The 16,613-nt window shown below is 60.5% G+C and carries 16 protein-coding genes and 1 pseudogene; 8 read left to right on the plus strand and 9 right to left on the minus strand.

Annotation, left to right across the window (positions count from 1 at the left end; translation table 11 throughout):
* Positions 1-228: 228 nt before the first annotated feature.
* Positions 229-918: an MlaA family lipoprotein gene (locus AB4O12_RS12465; RefSeq protein WP_016775470.1), complete on the minus strand. Its 690-nt coding sequence runs from the start codon at positions 916-918 to the stop codon at positions 229-231.
* Between the two features lie 199 nt (positions 919-1,117).
* Between AB4O12_RS12465 and AB4O12_RS12470 the strand changes: the two genes are divergently transcribed.
* The 3 genes and pseudogenes from AB4O12_RS12470 to AB4O12_RS12480 all read left to right on the plus strand — a co-directional run.
* A complete protein-coding gene (locus AB4O12_RS12470; RefSeq protein WP_056791481.1) occupies positions 1,118-1,738 on the plus strand; it encodes a phosphatase in 621 nt (206 codons plus the stop codon).
* A 109-nt stretch (positions 1,739-1,847) separates the two neighbouring features.
* The gene (locus AB4O12_RS12475) at positions 1,848-2,111 is read left to right on the plus strand and encodes a DUF4404 family protein (RefSeq protein ID WP_150741251.1); all 264 of its coding nucleotides are present in this window, start codon (positions 1,848-1,850) and stop codon (positions 2,109-2,111) included.
* A 56-nt stretch (positions 2,112-2,167) separates the two neighbouring features.
* A pseudogene (locus AB4O12_RS12480) lies at positions 2,168-2,272 on the plus strand (metal ABC transporter ATP-binding protein); the annotation flags it as partial.
* A gap of 26 nt (positions 2,273-2,298) precedes the next feature.
* On the opposite strand, the gene queF reads toward AB4O12_RS12480, so the two are convergent.
* Together queF and copI are read right to left on the minus strand one after the other, a co-directional pair.
* A complete protein-coding gene (queF, locus tag AB4O12_RS12485) occupies positions 2,299-3,129 on the minus strand; it encodes an NADPH-dependent 7-cyano-7-deazaguanine reductase QueF (protein WP_095182378.1) in 831 nt (276 codons plus the stop codon).
* Between the two features lie 61 nt (positions 3,130-3,190).
* Positions 3,191-3,724 (minus strand): copper-resistant cuproprotein CopI, encoded by a 534-nt coding sequence (copI, locus tag AB4O12_RS12490; protein WP_056791490.1) that lies wholly within the window; start codon positions 3,722-3,724, stop codon positions 3,191-3,193.
* A 166-nt stretch (positions 3,725-3,890) separates the two neighbouring features.
* Between copI and AB4O12_RS12495 the strand changes: the two genes are divergently transcribed.
* The gene (locus AB4O12_RS12495; protein WP_130903103.1) at positions 3,891-4,571 is read left to right on the plus strand and encodes a heavy metal response regulator transcription factor; all 681 of its coding nucleotides are present in this window, start codon (positions 3,891-3,893) and stop codon (positions 4,569-4,571) included.
* On the plus strand, positions 4,571-5,917 hold the full coding sequence (locus AB4O12_RS12500; RefSeq protein ID WP_406226869.1) for a heavy metal sensor histidine kinase: 1,347 nt from the start codon (positions 4,571-4,573) through the stop codon (positions 5,915-5,917). Before AB4O12_RS12495 ends, AB4O12_RS12500 begins: the two co-directional genes overlap by 1 nt.
* A 119-nt stretch (positions 5,918-6,036) precedes the next feature.
* Here the strand turns inward: AB4O12_RS12500 and AB4O12_RS12505 are convergent, their stop codons facing one another.
* From AB4O12_RS12505 to AB4O12_RS12515, 3 genes are all read right to left on the minus strand, one after another.
* Positions 6,037-7,281 carry a lipoprotein-releasing ABC transporter permease subunit gene (locus tag AB4O12_RS12505; protein WP_024013627.1) on the minus strand — a complete coding sequence of 415 codons (1,245 nt, stop codon included), beginning with the start codon at positions 7,279-7,281 and terminating at the stop codon, positions 6,037-6,039.
* A 63-nt stretch (positions 7,282-7,344) separates the two neighbouring features.
* Positions 7,345-8,043, minus strand: a complete 699-nt coding sequence (gene lolD / locus AB4O12_RS12510) for a lipoprotein-releasing ABC transporter ATP-binding protein LolD (RefSeq protein ID WP_024013628.1) — start codon at positions 8,041-8,043, stop codon at positions 7,345-7,347.
* Entirely contained in the window at positions 8,036-9,286 is a 1,251-nt protein-coding gene (locus tag AB4O12_RS12515) for a lipoprotein-releasing ABC transporter permease subunit (protein ID WP_460062175.1), read from the minus strand. Before AB4O12_RS12515 ends, lolD begins: the two co-directional genes overlap by 8 nt.
* A gap of 94 nt (positions 9,287-9,380) precedes the next feature.
* On the opposite strand from AB4O12_RS12515, the gene AB4O12_RS12520 reads away from it, so the two are divergent.
* Together AB4O12_RS12520 and AB4O12_RS12525 are read left to right on the plus strand one after the other, a co-directional pair.
* Entirely contained in the window at positions 9,381-9,962 is a 582-nt protein-coding gene (locus AB4O12_RS12520) for a PilZ domain-containing protein (protein ID WP_016775478.1), read from the plus strand.
* A 14-nt stretch (positions 9,963-9,976) separates the two neighbouring features.
* The gene (locus tag AB4O12_RS12525; protein WP_041477331.1) at positions 9,977-10,699 is read left to right on the plus strand and encodes a glycerophosphodiester phosphodiesterase; all 723 of its coding nucleotides are present in this window, start codon (positions 9,977-9,979) and stop codon (positions 10,697-10,699) included.
* A gap of 42 nt (positions 10,700-10,741) precedes the next feature.
* On the opposite strand, the gene sthA is transcribed toward AB4O12_RS12525, so the two are convergent.
* Both sthA and AB4O12_RS12535 read right to left on the minus strand, forming a co-directional pair.
* Positions 10,742-12,136 carry a Si-specific NAD(P)(+) transhydrogenase gene (sthA, locus tag AB4O12_RS12530; RefSeq protein WP_039760770.1) on the minus strand — a complete coding sequence of 465 codons (1,395 nt, stop codon included), beginning with the start codon at positions 12,134-12,136 and terminating at the stop codon, positions 10,742-10,744.
* 201 nt (positions 12,137-12,337) lie between these two features.
* Positions 12,338-13,384, minus strand: coding sequence for an FAD:protein FMN transferase (locus AB4O12_RS12535; protein ID WP_406226870.1), 1,047 nt, complete (start codon positions 13,382-13,384; stop codon positions 12,338-12,340).
* 75 nt (positions 13,385-13,459) lie between these two features.
* On the opposite strand from AB4O12_RS12535, the gene tcuC reads away from it, so the two are divergent.
* Positions 13,460-14,758: an MFS transporter gene (gene tcuC, locus AB4O12_RS12540; RefSeq protein ID WP_041477332.1), complete on the plus strand. Its 1,299-nt coding sequence runs from the start codon at positions 13,460-13,462 to the stop codon at positions 14,756-14,758.
* A gap of 172 nt (positions 14,759-14,930) precedes the next feature.
* On the opposite strand, the gene AB4O12_RS12545 is transcribed toward tcuC, so the two are convergent.
* Positions 14,931-16,394 carry a glyceraldehyde-3-phosphate dehydrogenase gene (locus AB4O12_RS12545; RefSeq protein WP_236169416.1) on the minus strand — a complete coding sequence of 488 codons (1,464 nt, stop codon included), beginning with the start codon at positions 16,392-16,394 and terminating at the stop codon, positions 14,931-14,933.
* Positions 16,395-16,613: the final 219 nt, after the last annotated feature.

Genomic DNA, 16,613 nt, shown 5'->3' on the forward strand with positions numbered 1-16,613 from the left:
GCGCGGTTTTAAACAGAGGTGCCCTTCTAAGGCGCAGACGGTACTCCCATCCGCAGAGCGTTTCAAGCATGCGCCGATTGTCGCTTGACGACTTTGTTTGTCAAATCACCGGGAGTTATAAGAACCGCTCCAAAGGTAACCCGATGGAAGGTAGTGGCAGTCGCAGGCGACGCTCTGGCGCGGACAAAAAAGGCGACCCGAGGGTCGCCTTTCTGTCGCCGGTCGAAATCAGAAATCGTCTTCGACCTGACCGTCCTTCACCTTGAACTCGCGGTTCTGCAGGTAAGCGTTGCGGATGAAGGTGTATTTGTCGCCGCTGATCAGCTTCTCGCTCGACAGCAGGCTGGCGCGGGTGTCGACGATGTTCAGGCCGAAGATCGAGTTACGCGTCGGCACGTGGTCGATGTAGCGGTACGCGCCGGTGAAGCTGTCGACATATTTCGACGGTGCGTCACGCAGGGTGCTCGGCCCCATCAGCGGCAGCATAACGTACGGGCCGCTGCCCACGCCCCAGTAACCGAGGGTCTGACCGAAGTCTTCGTCGCTGCGGTTCAAGCCCATCTTGGTGCCGACATCAAAGAAGCCGAGCAGACCGAAGGTGGTGTTGAAGATCAGTCGGGCGGTATCAACGCCCGCCGCAGCCGGTTTGGCCTGGAGAATGTTGTTCGCCAGGTTGGTCACGTCACCGACGTTGCGGAACATATTGTGAATGCCGTCTTCAACGAACTGCGGGGTGATGAACTCATAACCCTGGGCCAGTGGCTTCAGCGCGTAGGTGTCAACGAAGTCGTTGAACTGGAAAATCGGCCGGTTGACGCTTTCCCAAGGGTCTTCTTCGGTGGCCGCCTGGGTGGCGAACGGCGCCAGCAACAGGCTGGCACATACACTTAGCTGAGTGAGCGAAGGGCTCCAGCGCATAGAAAAACTCCTTGGATTCGATACTGGCGCGGTCCTCTCGGCCCGGGCATTAAGGCCGCTAGTATAAGCGTAAACGGCGATTTGGGCAGTGCGCCGCTGCAACGATATGCAGGAAGTTTCCTACGCAGGCTTTCACCCGCCTGTCATGCAACTGTCACCCCAGTGCCTTAGTCTTGAGCGTTATTTCAGGGACGTTGCCATGACTCACGCCGAAACCTTGCCCGTCGCCGCGCCCGGCCTGACTGCCGTGCTGTTCGGCCTGAGCGGTTGCCTGGTGGATTTCGGTGCCCGCGCCGCGCGAGAGCTCAACGCCCAGCCGGAACATGCCAAAACTACACCGGGCGCACTCGATAGCCTGAAAAGTTTGCAGCGCCAGGGAATTCCCTGCGCGTGGCTCGACGAATTGCCCCCTGCCCTCGCTCAGCCACTGGCCGCGTCGCTGCCGGACTGGATCAAACCGACGCAACATTCAGCAACAATGAATCCATGGCCAGCGCCCAACGCGTGCTGGCAGGCGTTGATGAGTTTGAACATCGACCGCCTCGACGGTTGCGTGCTGGTCAGTGGTGAGCCGCGCCTGTTACAGGCCGGTCTGAATGCCGGGTTATGGACGATTGGCCTGGCGTCCTGTGGCTCGCTATGCGGCCTGAGCCCGAGCGAGTGGCAGGCGCTCTCGCAAAAGGAACGCGAAAAGTTGCGCGGCAAGGCAACCGTGCAGTTGTTCGGCCTGGGCGTGCATTCGGTAATCGATCATCTCGGCGAACTGGACGCCTGCCTCGCCGACATCAGCTTGCGCCGCGCCAAAGGCGAAAAGCCCTGACCGGCGTCATGCAGGTTTACCGAGAGTGGATTAATCTAAAGGTCAGCCATAGACCTTTGGCGCGTGGCTGCGGTCAATGCCAGTGCCTATTGATAAAAAGGAAACCACCATGCCCGCCCAAGAACTGCAAAAACAGCTCGATACACTGCGCGAGCAGCTGAAACACAATCCACCGCTGTCGGAAGCCGAGCGTGAAGATCTGCATGCGCTGATGGCGCAGATCGAATCGGAGATCCAGCTGGAAACTGCCACCCAGAACGCAAGCATCGCCGATGGCGTGAACCTGGCAGTGGAGCGCTTCGAAGTCGAACACCCGGCGATCGCCGGCACCCTGCGCAACATCGTCAACGCGCTGGGCAGCATGGGCATCTGACGCCCCGCCGCACAAAAAAGCCCTGCCAGCGATGGCAGGGCTTTTTCATTTGCAAAATGTGCATGCAAGCCCTTGTGGGAGCGAGCCTGCTCGCGAAGGCGTCGTGTCAGTCGACATCATCGTTGAATGACACACCGCATTCGCGAGCAGGCTCGCTTCCACATTGGATGTCGCACATTCAGGATCTTTATTGACGTACGAGCCGATGATTCGGCAGTTGTACGCTTTCGGTACTGCGATACGGATTGATATCCAGCCCACCCCGGCGAACGTAACGTGCAAACACGGTGAGCTTTTCAGGTTTCAACAACCGCTGCAGATCGAGGAAAATCCGCTCAACGCATTGCTCATGGAAGTCCGAATGCTGGCGGAAGCTGACGATGTACTCCAGCAGGCTGGCGTGATCCAGCGCCGCGCCGCGATATTCCACCACGACGCTGCCCCAGTCCGGCTGGCTGGTCACCGGGCAGTTGGATTTGAGCAGGTGGCTGTGCACGCTCTCCTCGACCACGCGCGAATTGTCGCAACGCAGCAGCTCCGGACGCGGATGCTCATAGTTGCTCACGCTGATATCCAGATCGTCGATGCACACGCCCGGCAACGCCACCACGCCTTCGGCTTCGACGTCCTTCAGACTGCGAACCCGAACGCCCACAGGTTTGCCGGCAGCGGCGGACAGATCCTTGACCAGCGTCGCTTGCAATATGGCAACGTCGGCGAACGGCGTCTGGTTCAGCGAGTTGAGGTAGAGCTTGAACGACTTCGATTCGATGATGTTCGGCGAGTCCGCCGGGATGCTGAATTCAGCGATCGCCACCACCGGTTTGCCCGAGGGCAGCAGCCACGACAGCTCGAAGCAGTTCCAGAAATCCACGCCTTTATACGGCAGGGTTTCGGCGGTCAGGCCCAGCTCGGCCCATTTCGCGGTGCGCGGAATCGGGAACAGCAGGGACGGCGTGTACGTGGCGATGTATTCGCTGGATTTGCCCAGCGGCGAATGTTCGGCTGCGGGATGCATGGCGGAAACCTGACTGAAGAATCAGCGGATTCTACCAGCCTTTGCCCGCGCCTTTGAGTGCTTACTGACTGACTGTCAGTTTGCCGACCATGCCCGCCTGATAATGCCCGGGGATATTGCAGGCAAACTCGAGCGCCGTGGCCTTGCTGAAGGTCCAGGTCAACTCGGCGGTTTTACCGGGCTCGACCAGCACGCTGTTGGGGTCGTCATGCTGCATGCCGTGGCCCATCGCCGCGTGATTCATGCCCGCCATGTCGTGGGACATTTCTTTCATGCCTGTCGGCGTTAGCATGCCGCTTTGCTGCATCTGCAACATTTCCTGCTGGTGACTGGCATGCATCGCCGCATCACCGAGGTTGAATTCATGCAGCAACTGGCCTTTATTCACCAGTACAAAGCGAACCGTCTCACCGGCCTTGACCTGTATGGCTTTCGGGTCGAAGTTCATGTCGCCCATGACGATTTCGATACTGCGCGTAGCCTGGCTCGCCGCTGCCGGCTGGCCGAAGGCGAAGGTGTGCGCGGGTGCCGCCCAGGCTGGCGAACTCAATGCCAGCAGACAGGTGGCTATTTTCAGCGAGGTGCGCAAAAACATGGTCGTACTCCAACGAGACAAGGTTCAGCCTGTGGGAAACTCTAACCACCCAGTGCTGGCATCGACCTGACAGGCAGATTACAACTTTGTCAGCTTGGCGCTTATCGCCGGATCTCACGGTATAACGCCCTCGCCCTTTTTCATCCCGAAGCAGCCCGAGTCGCCCATGAAACTGTTGATCGTCGAAGACCAAGCGAAAACCGGCCAATACCTGCGTCAGGGCCTGACCGAGGCCGGATTCAATACCGAGCTGGTGGCCGATGGCATCAGCGGCCAGCAATTGGCCTTGAGCGGCGATTACGCGCTGTTGATCCTCGATGTGATGCTGCCCGGGCGCAGTGGCTGGCAGATTCTGCAAGCGGTGCGCAGCGCTGGCCTCGAAACGCCGGTACTTTTTCTCACCGCCAAAGACGCCGTGGAGGACAGGGTTCACGGCCTCGAACTGGGCGCCGACGATTATCTGGTCAAGCCATTCGCCTTCTCCGAATTGCTCGCCCGGGTGCGCAGCCTGTTGCGACGCGGCAGCGCAATTGCCCAGGAAACCAGCCTGCAACTGGCCGATCTGCGCCTGGATCTGATCCGCCGCCGGGTCGAACGCAGCGGCCAGCGCATCGACCTGACCGCCAAGGAATTCGCCCTGCTGGAAATGCTCCTGCGCCGTCAGGGTGAAGTCCTGCCCAAATCGCTGATCGCCTCGCAGGTTTGGGACATGAATTTCGACAGCGACACCAACGTCATCGAAGTGGCGATCCGCCGCTTGCGCCTGAAGATCGACGATGACTTCCCCAACAAGTTGATCCACACCGTGCGCGGCATGGGTTACGTGCTCGAAGAGCGTTCGCTGTGATGCGTAGCCTGTCCTTGAGCACGCGCCTGGCGCTGTTGTTTGCCGCCTGCACTGCGGTGGTCTCGCTGTTCGCCGGGGTGCTGTTCGACCGCGCCAGCGAGGCGCACTTCATCGAGCTTGACCAGCAACAACTGGAGACGAAACTGATCGGCCTGCGCCGCGCCTTGCAGGATCTCCAACCTGCCCAGCGCGAGGCGCGGCTGGCCGATGAACTCAGCCGTCAGGCGGATCTGTCGTTGCGCATTACCAGTGGCGACGGTCAGCACTGGTATGACAGCTCGGTGCAGATTCCGAAGAATCTGCCGCTGCAAACAGGCCTGTCGACCATCAGCCATGACGGCACCGATTACCGCGTGCTGCGCGCCCCGCTCTATCCGGACACAGCGGATTCGCCGCAACTGACGCTGCTGCTGGACATCACCCATCACCAGCATTTTCTTACGCGCATGCAGCATCTGATCTGGCTGACCGTCGGCCTGTCGGCGCTGGCCACTGCCGTGCTCGGGGCCTGGGCCGCGCGCAGCGGTCTGCGCCCGTTGCGGCGGATGAGCGCGGTGGCCCGTGGGATTTCTGCGCAATCGCTGAATGCCCGACTGCCTGAAGAGAAGATGCCGCCAGAGCTTGCAGAAATGGCCTACAGCTTCAACGCCATGCTCGCACGCCTCGACGACTCGTTTCAGCGCCTCTCGGCGTTCTCCGCCGACATCGCCCATGAACTGCGCACACCGTTGTCGAATCTGCTGACCCACACCCAGGTCACCCTCACCCGCCCCCGGGCACTGGAGGATTACCGCGAAGCGCTGCACAGCAACCTCGAAGAACTGCAATGGATGGCGCAACTGGTCAACGACATGCTCTACCTGGCCAAGGCTGACCACGGCTTGCTGATGCCCAAGCGCGAACCACTGGAGCTGGCGGATGAGGCCGACATGTTGCTGGAGTTTTTTGCGCCATTGGCGGAAGACGCTGGCGTGAGCTTGAGCCGTGAAGGTGAGGCGCGTATCGAAGGTGATCGCGGCATGTTGCGCCGGGCCTTGTCGAACCTGCTGGATAACGCACTGCGGTTTACCCCGGCCGAGGGTTATGTGCGCTTGAGCATCGTCGACGAGGGGGAAACCGTGCGCGTCTGCGTCGAAAACAGTGGCGAGGGTATTTCCGCGCAATTACTGCCACGTCTGTTCGACCGCTTCTATCGAGCGGATCCGGCGCGGCAGGAAGGCAGCAGTGAGCATGCGGGGTTGGGGCTGGCGATTACTCAGTCGATCGTGCGGGCACATGGCGGGCAGATTCGTTGTGAATCTGAAGCGGGTTGGACGCGGTTTGTGATCGAGTTGCCTCGGACCTGATCGTTCCCACGCTCTGCGTGGGAATGCAGCCCGGGACGCTCCGCGTCCCTTCAAGAGCCGAACGCAGAGCGTCCGTTGAGGCATTCCCACGCAGAGCGTGGGAACGAGCATGGAGTCGCTTACGAATATCTCAAGGCATGCGCCGGTTCGATCTTCGCCGCCCGCCACGCCGGATACACCGTCGCCAGGAAGCTCAGGATGAAACCCGCCGAGCAGATCAACAGCACATCCCCACCCTGCAATTCCGAGGGCAGGTTGCTGACGAAATACACGTCCGAACTGAAGATATGCTGGCCGGTCACACGCTCGACCCAGCCGACCAGTTCGCTGACATTGAGCGCCGCAATCACGCCCAGCACGCCGCCAATGATGGTGCCGACAATACCGATCACCGTGCCCTGCACCATGAAGATCGCCATGATCTGCCGGGGCGTAGCGCCGATGGTGCGCAGGATGGCGATGTCGGCGCCCTTGTCGTTCACCACCATGATCAGCGTCGCGATGATGTTGAACGCCGCCACCGCGACGATCATCAGCAACAGCAGGCCGATCATGGTTTTTTCCATCTTCATCGCGCTGAACAGGCTGCCCTGGGTGTGAGTCCAGTCGTCAGCCTTGAAGTCGGCGCCGAGGCCACCGGCAATGTCCGCAGACACCTTCGGCGCGGCGTACAGATCCTTGACCGCCAGACGCACGCTCTGCACCTGATTCGGTTGCCAGTGCTGCATGGTCGCGGCGTCGGCGACGTGAATCAGGCCCATCGAGCCGTCCAGCTCGGCGCCGACCTTGAACACGCCAACCACATTCAGGCGCTGCATGCGCGGGGTGATACCGCCCGGCGCGGTGCTGACTTCCGGGACGATCAGAGTGATCTTGTCGCCGACATTGAGGCGGAAACGCCGCGCGGTGATTTCACCGATCACCACACCGAATTCACCCGGCTTCAAGGCATCCAGACGACCCTGGACGATGTGCTGGGCAACGATCGACACCTTGCCTTCCTGGGCCGGATCAACGCCGCTGATCTGAATCGGCTGCATCGAACCCTTGTAGGACAGCATGCCTTCCATTTCGGTGAACGGCACGGCGGCCGTCACTTCGGGATTTTTCATCGCAGCGGCGGCCACTGGCTGCCAGTCATCGATCGGCTTGACGCCAACGATGGTCGCATGGGGCACCATGCCGAGGATGCGCGAGCTCATTTCGCGCTGAAAGCCGTTCATCACCGACAGCACGACGATCATCGCCAGCACGCCGAGGGCGAGGCCGATCATCGAGGTCATCGAAATGAACGAAACAAAGCGATTGCGGCGCTTGGCGCGGGTATAGCGCGTGCCGATAAAGATCGATAACGGTCTGAACATTCGCTGGGGCACCGTATAGAAATAAAAGACCCGGCACCGTTACGGGCGCCGGGTTTCAGCCAGTCAGATGGGGGTCAGGCAACCTTCCTGCAACTGCAGGACGCGGTCCATCTGGCGAGCCAGGTTCATGTCGTGCGTCACCACCAGGAACGCTGTGCGCATCGAAGTGCTCAGCTCCAGCATCAGATCCTGAATGCCTTCGGCGGTGTGCAGGTCGAGGTTACCGGTTGGCTCATCGAGCATCACCAGCCCCGGGTTGTTGACCAGGGCACGGGCGATGGCCACGCGCTGACGCTCGCCGCCGGACAGTTCCGCCGGTTTGTGTTCCAGACGATGGCCAAGACCGACGCGCTCCAGCAATGCCGTGGCACGCTGGCGCGCCTCCGGGATGGCGGTCTTGCCGATCAACAGCGGCATGCAGACGTTTTCCAGCGCGGTGAATTCCGGCAGCAGGTGGTGAAACTGGTAAACGAAACCAAGCGCGCGATTGCGCAGCAGGCCCCGCTTCTTCTCGCTCAACGCCGACAGTTCTTCACCGTCGAGCCAGACGCTGCCCTTGCTCGGCGTATCGAGGCCGCCGAGCAGGTTGAGCAAGGTACTTTTGCCGGAACCGGATTTACCCACGATCGCCACACGCTCGCCCGGGTGCAACTCCAGTTGCAGGCCGGCCAGCACTTGTACCGACTCAGGACCCTCCTCGTAGGATTTGCCCAGGTTACGGCAGCTCAGAATTGCTTGTTCACTCATGCCCGACTCACTCATAACGTAACGCCTCCGCCGGCTGGGTGCGCGCGGCACGCCAGGCGGGATACAGGGTGGCGAGGAAACTCAGGACCAACGCAGCGGCGCAGACCATGACGACGTCCTGGCTCTGTACCTGCGAAGGAAGATAATCAATGAAATACACGTCAGCATTAAGGAACTTGTGGCCGATCAGCCCTTCAAGCGCCGAAATGGCCGCACTGACATTCAGTGCCGCGAGGATCCCGACCACCGCGCCGATCGCCGTGCCGACCACGCCGATTACCGTGCCCTGAACCATGAACGTGCGCATGATCGTGCCCGGAGTGGCGCCGAGGGTACGCAGAATGGCGATGTCACCCTTCTTGTCGTTCACCACCATCACCAGCGTGGAAATGATGTTGAACGCGGCGACGGCGACGATCAGCAGCAACAGCAGCCCGATCATGGCTTTTTCCATGCGGATCGCCTGATACAGGTTGCCGTGGGTGCGGGTCCAGTCGCGGGCGTAGTAACGATCTTCGCCGAGCTGCTGGGCGATGTTCCACGCCTCGCGCGGCGCCCGGAACAGGTCGTCGAACTTCAGCCGCAGGCCCTGCACCTGATCGGCTTTCCAGCGGTGCATTTTCGCCAGATCCTGCAGATTGGTCACGCCGAGGTAGCCGTCGAGCTCACCGGCGCCGACATGGAAAATCCCGACCACGGTGAAGCGCTTCATGCGCGGGAACATCCCGGCCGGGGTCACGCTGACCTCCGGTGCGACGAAAGTGACCTTGTCGCCGATGCCAACGCCAAGCTTGGTCGCGGCCTTGTCGCCGATGACGATGCCGAAGCTGCCCGGTGTCAGGTCGTCGAGTTTGCCCTGCTTCATGAAGTTGTCGATGATCGACACATTGCGCTCGAGCGCAGGATCAATGGCATTGAGCAACACCTTGGAAACCTGACCGTTGTTGGTCAGCAGGCCCTGCATCTGGGTGAACGGCGCCACCGCCGTCACCTGCCGGTTCTGCTTGACCTTGTCGGCCAGGCTCTGCCAGTCATTGATCGGCTCGCCGGTCTCGAGAGTGGCGTGGGGCACCATGCCCAGCACGCGGGTGCGCATCTCATGGTCGAAGCCGTTCATCACCGACAGCACAACGATCATCACGACCACGCCAAGGGCGAGCCCGATCATCGAAGTCAGGGAAATGAATGACACAAAATGATTGCGACGCTTTGCACGGGTATAACGCGTGCCGATAAATACGAAGAGAGGTCTGAACATGTCGGGGCTTGTTCGGAGGGAAAAGGAACGTCCTTGTGGCGGGGGTCGAAAACCAGCTTTACACTCAGACCACCGCCGCTACCATGGGTTCGCCATGTCGACATTAGATGAAGAAGATCGCCGCGAATACTACCGTATCGAGGACACGATCGCACTGGAAATTCGGCCCCTGTCCGCTCCCGAAGCCGCAGGCCAGGAAGTGTTGCAGGATGCTTCCCCACTCTTCAACCTGCTCAGCGAACTGCACCTGAGCGAATTCGAGTCGCAGCACCTGCTGCGACAGATCAGCGAGCGCGACCGCGCCATCGCCGCGTTCCTCAAATCGCAGAACAAACGCATCGACCTGCTCAGCCAGGTAATCGCCCTGACGGTGCTCGGACACATCGGCGAGCCGCAGCCGGTGATCATCTCCGAGGGCGGGATCGACTTTCAGTACCCGACCCCGATTGCCACCGGCGCACACCTGTCGGTGAAACTGGTACTGATGCCGCAGGCGCTTGGCCTGCTGCTGCGTGCCCGGGTCACCCATTGCGATCCCAAGGGCGATGGCTATGACGTCGGCACCGAGTTCGAGCGCCCGACCGATGCCCAGCGCCAGTTGCTCGCTCGCTACATTTTGCAAAAGCAGGCTCAGGAACGCCGTCTGGCCCGCGAACAGAACGAATCAGGCATTTAACTTAAGGAAGCACCGTGACCCTCATCTACGGCCACCGCGGCGCCAAGGGCGAAGCACCGGAAAACACCCTGAGCAGCTTTCAGGAATGCCTCAAGCACGGCGTGCGCCGCTGCGAACTGGATCTGCACCTGTCCAAGGACGGCGAGCTGATGGTCATCCATGATCCGACGCTCAAACGCACCACCGACCGTCGCGGCAAAGTCGTCGAGCACACCGCCGCCGAACTGGTGACCTACGACGCGCGCAAGGGTGGCCCGGGCTGGATCCAGCCGTGCCCGATTCCGACGCTGGAAGAGTTGTTCGAGAAATGTGATTTCGAGCACTGGCAGCTGGAAGTCAAAAGCGCTTCACGCACCCGCGCGGCGACTACCGTGCTGGCGATTCGGGAAATGGCTCAACGGCATGGCCTGCTCGACAAGGTGACGATCACCTCGAGTTCACGGGAAGTCTTGAAGGCAGCGCTGGACCTGGTACCGGACGTATCCCGTGGCCTGGTGGCCGAATACGCCTGGCTCGATCCGTTGAAGGTGGCGGCCAGCTACGGTTGCGAAATTCTCGCGTTGAACTGGACGCTGTGTACGCCGGAACGCCTGCAAAAGGCGCAGCGTCAGGGCCTGCATGTGTCGGTGTGGACCGTCAACGAGCCTGCACTGATGCGCAGACTCGCCGACTTCGGCGTTGACAGCCTGATTACAGACTTTCCCGGTTTGGCCACTGCCACCCTTGAGAATTGCTGAAATCGGTCTCCCCGGCCGGCTCAGGCCACCGGCCGGAGCCCGTCAAAAAAGCCGGTTGAGGCCGTCGTACGCCGCTACCCGATAGGCTTCGGCCATGGTCGGGTAATTGAACGTGGTGTTGACGAAATACTTCAGGGTGTTCAGCTCGCCCGGCTGGTTCATGATCGCCTGACCGATGTGAACGATCTCCGACGCCTGATAACCGAAGCAATGCACGCCGAGCACTTCCAGCGTTTCGCGGTGGAAGAGGATCTTCAGCATGCCCTGCGGCTCACCGGCAATCTGCGCCCGCGCCATGCTCTTGAAGAAGGCCTTGCCGACTTCGTACGGCACTTTGGCCTGGGTCAGCTCCTGCTCGTTCTTGCCGATCGAGCTGATCTCCGGAATGGTGTAGATGCCGGTCGGCACGTCATTGACGAAGCGCCAGCTGCCATTGTCGACGATGCTGCCAGCGGCCGAACGACCCTGGTCGTGGGCGGCACTGGCCAGGCTTGGCCAGCCGATCACGTCACCGGCGCCGTAGATGTTCTCTATGCAGGTGCGGTAGTTCTGGTCGACTTCGATCTGGCCACGGCTGTTGACCTTGACCCCGATGTTTTCCAGACCCAGCGTGTCGGTGTTGCCGGTACGGCCATTGCACCAGAGCAAGGCGTCGGCCTTGATCTTCTTGCCGGATTTCAGGTGCAGGATCACGCCGTTGTCCACGCCTTCGACGCGGTCGTACTCTTCGTTGTGACGCACGGTGATGTTGTTGTTGCTGAAGTGGTAGCTCAGCGCCTGGGAAATTTCCGAGTCAAGGAAGCTCAGCAACTGGCCACGGTTGTCGACCAGCTCGACCAGCACACCCAGACCACTGAAGATCGATGCGTATTCGCAGCCGATTACACCAGCGCCGTAAACGATCAGTTTGCGCGGGGTGTGACCGAGACTGAGGATGGTGTCGCTATCGTAGATGCGCGGGTGGTGGAAATCGATGTCCGCCGGGCGATACGGGCGCGAACCGGTGGCGATGATGATGTGCTTGGCCACCAGCTTCTCGACCACGCCGTTGCCGCAGACCACTTCGATGGTTTGCTCGTCGGCGAAGCTGCCGGTGCCGAAGAACACGTCGACGCGGTTACGGGCGTAGTAGCCGGTGCGCGATGCGACTTGTTTGGAAATGACTTTTTCGGCGCTTTTCAACACGTCCGGGAAGGAGAACCAGCGTGGCTCGCCGATCGCGCGGAACATCGGGTTGGTGTTGAACTGCATGATCTGCCGCACCGAGTGACGCAGTGCCTTGGACGGGATGGTGCCGAGGTGGGTGCAGTTGCCGCCGACCTGACGACGGCTGTCGACCATCGCGACCTTGCGCCCCGCTTTGGCGGCGTTCATTGCCGCGCCTTCTCCCGCCGGGCCGGAACCCAGTACCACCACGTCGTAGTTGTAGACAGCCATGCGTACTCCTCAGAACAGGCCGCGGTGCCAGCAGCACCGGCGGCTAAATCACGCCGAACGGCGGCGCGAAGGAACAATTGGGGGCCAGTAGAGAACCCGGACACAGTCTATAGAAGCGTCAACGCCGCGCACATTAACCCTTGGTCGCGTCGTAGGCTACTTTTGCCTGCACTACAACGCCAGCTTTCGTCTTGTCTTCAGTCAGTTTTTTTCACCGACAAGCTGCGCAAATGCCTGACTGCTGCGGGTGACGAAACCTGTATCGGCACGCAAGACAAAGAATGCAGCAATGTCATGCTTTTGGGCATAGTCCCGTGCCCTTTCCGGCCCGAGAATCAGCAACAGCGTCGATAGTCCATCGGCCATCAACGCTGAAGGATGAATCACCGTGACTGACGCCAGGTCGTGTAGGACCGGTCGCCCGCTGCGTGCATCGAAGGTGTGGGAATAACGCCGACCGTCCTGCAGAAAATAATGGCGGTAGTCACCGGAGGTGGACACGCCGTAGCCATCGACATCGATAATCCGCTCGGCCACTTGCTGGTCATCGCGAGGCTCTTCGAGAGCGATGCGCCACGCGGAACCATCCGGCTTCTTGCCCCGGACCTTGAGTTCGCCCGTGGCTTCGACCAGGTAATTGTCGATGCCCATGCCCTGCAATCTGGCGGCGATGGTATCCACGGCGTAACCGGCGGCAATGCTGTTGAAGTCGACTTCGACGGCGGTGTCCTTGCACAACCGCTCGCCGTCGATGCGCAGGTGCTGATGGCCGACCCGCTGCATGACCTCGGCCACAGCGGCCGCATCAGGGATCTTTTCCTCGCGTCCTTGCGGGCCGAATCCCCAGAGGTCCAGCAGCGGTTCCACGGTCAGGTCGTAGGAGCCTTCGCTTTGCATTGAAAGCTGTTCGCCGATACGGACCAATTCGAGCACCGCTGTCGGCATGGCTTGGCAGCTATCGGCGGGCAAGGCGTTGAAACGCTCGATGACGGAGTCACTGCGGTAAGTCGACAGCTGTTGATCGACTTCACCGAGGATGGCCTGCACTTTGCTGCGCACCTGCGCAGGATCGGCGACCCCGGGGTGGCGCACGTACTTGACCGACCAAGTGCTGCCCATGGTCGAGCCACCGACCTGTTCCAGGGAATCGCCGTTGCCGCAGCCGCCGATTGCCACCGCCAACACCACAAGCCCCAACCAGCGTCCAGTTAACAATTCTTCATCTCCCCGCAAAACCACGGCGGCCATTATGAACTACAAGCGCCCGCTCGCTTCCCCATGGCTGCAACGCCTTTATACAAAATTGAACAGTGAGTACCTCCCATGTCCTCCACCACGGGCAAAGGCAAAGCGATCTTTCGCGTTGTCAGCGGCAACTTCCTCGAAATGTTCGACTTCATGGTCTACGGCTTCTATGCCACGGCCATCGCCAAAACCTTCTTCCCCACCGACAGCGCGTTCGCTTCGCTGATGCTGTCGCTGGCGACCTTCGGCGCCGGCTTCCTGATGCGCCCGCTGGGGGCGATTTTCCTCGGCGCCTATATCGACCGTCACGGACGGCGCAAAGGGCTGATCATCACTTTGGCGATGATGGCCGCCGGTACGGTGCTGATCGCCTGCGTGCCCGGCTACGCAACGCTCGGTGTCGCCGCGCCGCTGCTGGTGTTGTTCGGCCGTCTGTTGCAAGGCTTCTCGGCGGGCGTGGAACTGGGCGGTGTGTCGGTGTATCTGGCGGAAATTTCTACGCCGGGGCGTAAAGGCTTTTTCGTCAGTTGGCAGTCCGCCAGCCAACAGGCAGCCGTGGTTTTCGCCGGTCTGCTCGGCGTTGGCCTCAACCACTGGCTGAGCCCTGAGCAGATGGGCGAATGGGGCTGGCGCGTGCCGTTTCTGATTGGCTGCATGATCGTGCCGGTGATTTTCTTCATCCGTCGCTCGCTGGAAGAAACTCCGGAATTCCAGGCGCGAACCCACCGCCCTACCCTCGGCGAAATCGTCCGCTCGATCGGGCAGAACTTCGGCATCGTCATTGCCGGCATGGCGCTGGTGGTGATGACCACGGTTTCGTTCTACCTGATCACTGCGTACACGCCGACGTTCGGCAAGGCCGAACTGCACCTGTCTGATCTCGATGCGCTGTTGGTGACGGTGTGCATCGGCTTGTCGAACTTCTTCTGGCTACCGGTGATGGGCGCGGTATCCGACAAGATCGGCCGAAAACCCTTACTGCTGGCGGCGACGATTCTGGCGATCCTCACGGCGTATCCGGCACTGTCGTGGCTGGTGGCGAATCCGAGCTTCAGCCATTTGCTGATTGTCGAATTGTGGCTGTCGTTTCTGTACGGCTCGTACAACGGCGCGATGGTGGTGGCGCTGACCGAGATCATGCCGGTGGAAGTGCGCACGACCGGGTTTTCCCTGGCTTACAGTTTGGCAACGGCGACGTTCGGCGGATTTACTCCGGCAGCGTGCACCTATCTGATTCATGTGCTGGACAACAAGGCAGCACCGGGCATCTGGCTCAGTGGCGCGGCGGTGTTGGGGTTGATTGCGACGTTGGTGTTGTTCCGTGGCAACCGGCATGAGTTGCGCACGGCGCAGGCCTCGGTAGCCAGCGGCGCCTGACAGAATGCTTTCGCGAGCAGGCTCGCTCCCACAGAAGATTGTGAACGACACTGATCCAGTGTGGGAGCGAGCCTGCTCGCGAAGAGGCCGGCAAGGACGCCGAAGATCCAACAGGCCCACAAACAAAAACGCCCCGACAAAATGCCGGGGCGTTTTCATTCAAGCCTGAGACTTAGCGCGGGAACGCTGGCGGATTCACATCAGCCATGTCTTCCATCACGCGAACCACCTGGCAGCTGTAGCCGAACTCGTTGTCGTACCAGACGTACAGAACGACGCGGTTGTCCTGCACGATGGTCGCTTCAGCGTCGACTACACCGGCGTGACGCGAGCCAACGAAGTCAGTCGACACCACTTCCTGCGAATTGACGAAGTCGATCTGCTTGTGCAGCTCGGAGTGCAGCGCCATGTAGCGCAGGTACTCGTTCATCTCTTCGCGGGTGGCGGCTTTCTCAAGGTTGAGGTTGAGAATGGCCATCGACACGTTTGGCGTCGGAACACGAATCGCGTTACCGGTCAGCTTGCCGGCCAGCTCAGGCAGAGCCTTGGCAGCAGCGGTAGCGGCGCCGGTCTCGGTGATCACCATGTTCAGCGCGGCGCTGCGGCCACGGCGATCGCCCTTGTGGAAGTTGTCGATCAGGTTCTGGTCGTTGGTGTACGAGTGAACGGTTTCGACGTGACCGTTGATGATGCCGAACTTGTCGTTGACCGCTTTGAGCACCGGCACGATGGCGTTGGTGGTGCAGGAAGCAGCCGAGACAATCTTGTCGTCAGCGGTGATTTCACCGTGGTTGATGCCGTGAACGATGTTCTTCAGCTTGCCCTTGCCAGGCGCGGTCAGAACAACGCGATCGATACCCGGGCACTGCAAGTGCTGGCCCAGGCCATCGGCGTCACGCCATACACCGGTGTTGTCCACCAGCAGCGCGTCTTTGATGCCGTACTGGGTGTAATCCACCTCGGTCGGGTTCTTCGCGTAGATCACCTGGATCAGGTTACCGTTGGCGGTGATGGTGTTGTTTTCTTCGTCGATGGTAATGGTGCCGTTGAACGAACCGTGTACCGAATCGCGACGCAGCAGGCTGGCGCGTTTGGTCAGGTCGTTTTCGGCGCCTTTGCGCACGACGATGGCGCGCAGACGCAGGCCGTCGCCACCACCGGTTTTCTCGATCAGGATGCGCGCCAGCAGACGGCCGATACGACCGAAGCCGTAAAGAACAACGTCGGTGCCTTTGCGGGCCGAGGCGTTCTGCTGGCCAACCACGTCAGCCATCTCTTCACGCACGAACTGCTCGGCGCTGCGGCCGTTGCCTTCATTGCGGAATTTGAACGCCAGCTTGCCCAGATCCACCGACGCCGCGCCGAGCTTGAGCTCGCTCATGGCCTTGAGCAGTGGGAATGTTTCGTGGACGGAGAGTTCGCTGTCGTCCGAAGAACGGTGGCGAGCAAAGCGGTGAGCTTTGAGAATCGCGATGACAGACTGGTTGATCAGGCTGCGGCCATAGATCGAGCTAACCACGTTGTTATTGCGGTAGAGCTGACCGATAAGCGGGATCATCGCTTCTGCGAGTGCTTCACGGTCGATCCATTCACCAAGACACTGGTCGGGCTTCTGAGTCACGGTAACCTTCCACATGTAGGGGCAGAAAAAAGGGGCTACATTATGCCGCCGACAAGCCCTTTCAGCAATGCGCGCTTGTCGCGCAATCGGTAACAAATTCCCGTTCAAAAAATTTACGCCCTTCTCCAGCCCAATAAAACCGGGGCTTTCAGCGCAGTCAATTTTTCGACGACTGTTAGACGATGTCTGTAACCCTCCGTAACACCACCCGGTTTCGGCACTACATAACCATGA

Source organism: Pseudomonas sp. S2_A05 (genome assembly GCF_054668485.1).

Bases quoted from the DNA above. Each gene is read 5' to 3' on its own strand.
- AB4O12_RS12500 (WP_406226869.1), top strand. From the start codon at position 4,571: ATGCGTAGCCTGTCCTTGAGCACGCGCCTGGCGCTGTTGTTTGCCGCC.
- AB4O12_RS12545 (WP_236169416.1), bottom strand. From the start codon at position 16,394: ATGTGGAAGGTTACCGTGACTCAGAAGCCCGACCAGTGTCTTGGTGAA.
- sthA (WP_039760770.1), bottom strand. From the start codon at position 12,136: ATGGCTGTCTACAACTACGACGTGGTGGTACTGGGTTCCGGCCCGGCG.
- lolD (WP_024013628.1), bottom strand. From the start codon at position 8,043: ATGAGTGAGTCGGGCATGAGTGAACAAGCAATTCTGAGCTGCCGTAAC.
- AB4O12_RS12470 (WP_056791481.1), top strand. From the start codon at position 1,118: ATGACTCACGCCGAAACCTTGCCCGTCGCCGCGCCCGGCCTGACTGCC.
- queF (WP_095182378.1), bottom strand. From the start codon at position 3,129: ATGCATCCCGCAGCCGAACATTCGCCGCTGGGCAAATCCAGCGAATAC.
- AB4O12_RS12495 (WP_130903103.1), top strand. From the start codon at position 3,891: ATGAAACTGTTGATCGTCGAAGACCAAGCGAAAACCGGCCAATACCTG.
- AB4O12_RS12515 (WP_460062175.1), bottom strand. From the start codon at position 9,286: ATGTTCAGACCTCTCTTCGTATTTATCGGCACGCGTTATACCCGTGCA.
- AB4O12_RS12505 (WP_024013627.1), bottom strand. From the start codon at position 7,281: ATGTTCAGACCGTTATCGATCTTTATCGGCACGCGCTATACCCGCGCC.
- AB4O12_RS12465 (WP_016775470.1), bottom strand. From the start codon at position 918: ATGCGCTGGAGCCCTTCGCTCACTCAGCTAAGTGTATGTGCCAGCCTG.
- copI (WP_056791490.1), bottom strand. From the start codon at position 3,724: ATGTTTTTGCGCACCTCGCTGAAAATAGCCACCTGTCTGCTGGCATTG.
- AB4O12_RS12520 (WP_016775478.1), top strand. From the start codon at position 9,381: ATGTCGACATTAGATGAAGAAGATCGCCGCGAATACTACCGTATCGAG.
- AB4O12_RS12475 (WP_150741251.1), top strand. From the start codon at position 1,848: ATGCCCGCCCAAGAACTGCAAAAACAGCTCGATACACTGCGCGAGCAG.
- AB4O12_RS12535 (WP_406226870.1), bottom strand. From the start codon at position 13,384: ATGGCCGCCGTGGTTTTGCGGGGAGATGAAGAATTGTTAACTGGACGC.
- tcuC (WP_041477332.1), top strand. From the start codon at position 13,460: ATGTCCTCCACCACGGGCAAAGGCAAAGCGATCTTTCGCGTTGTCAGC.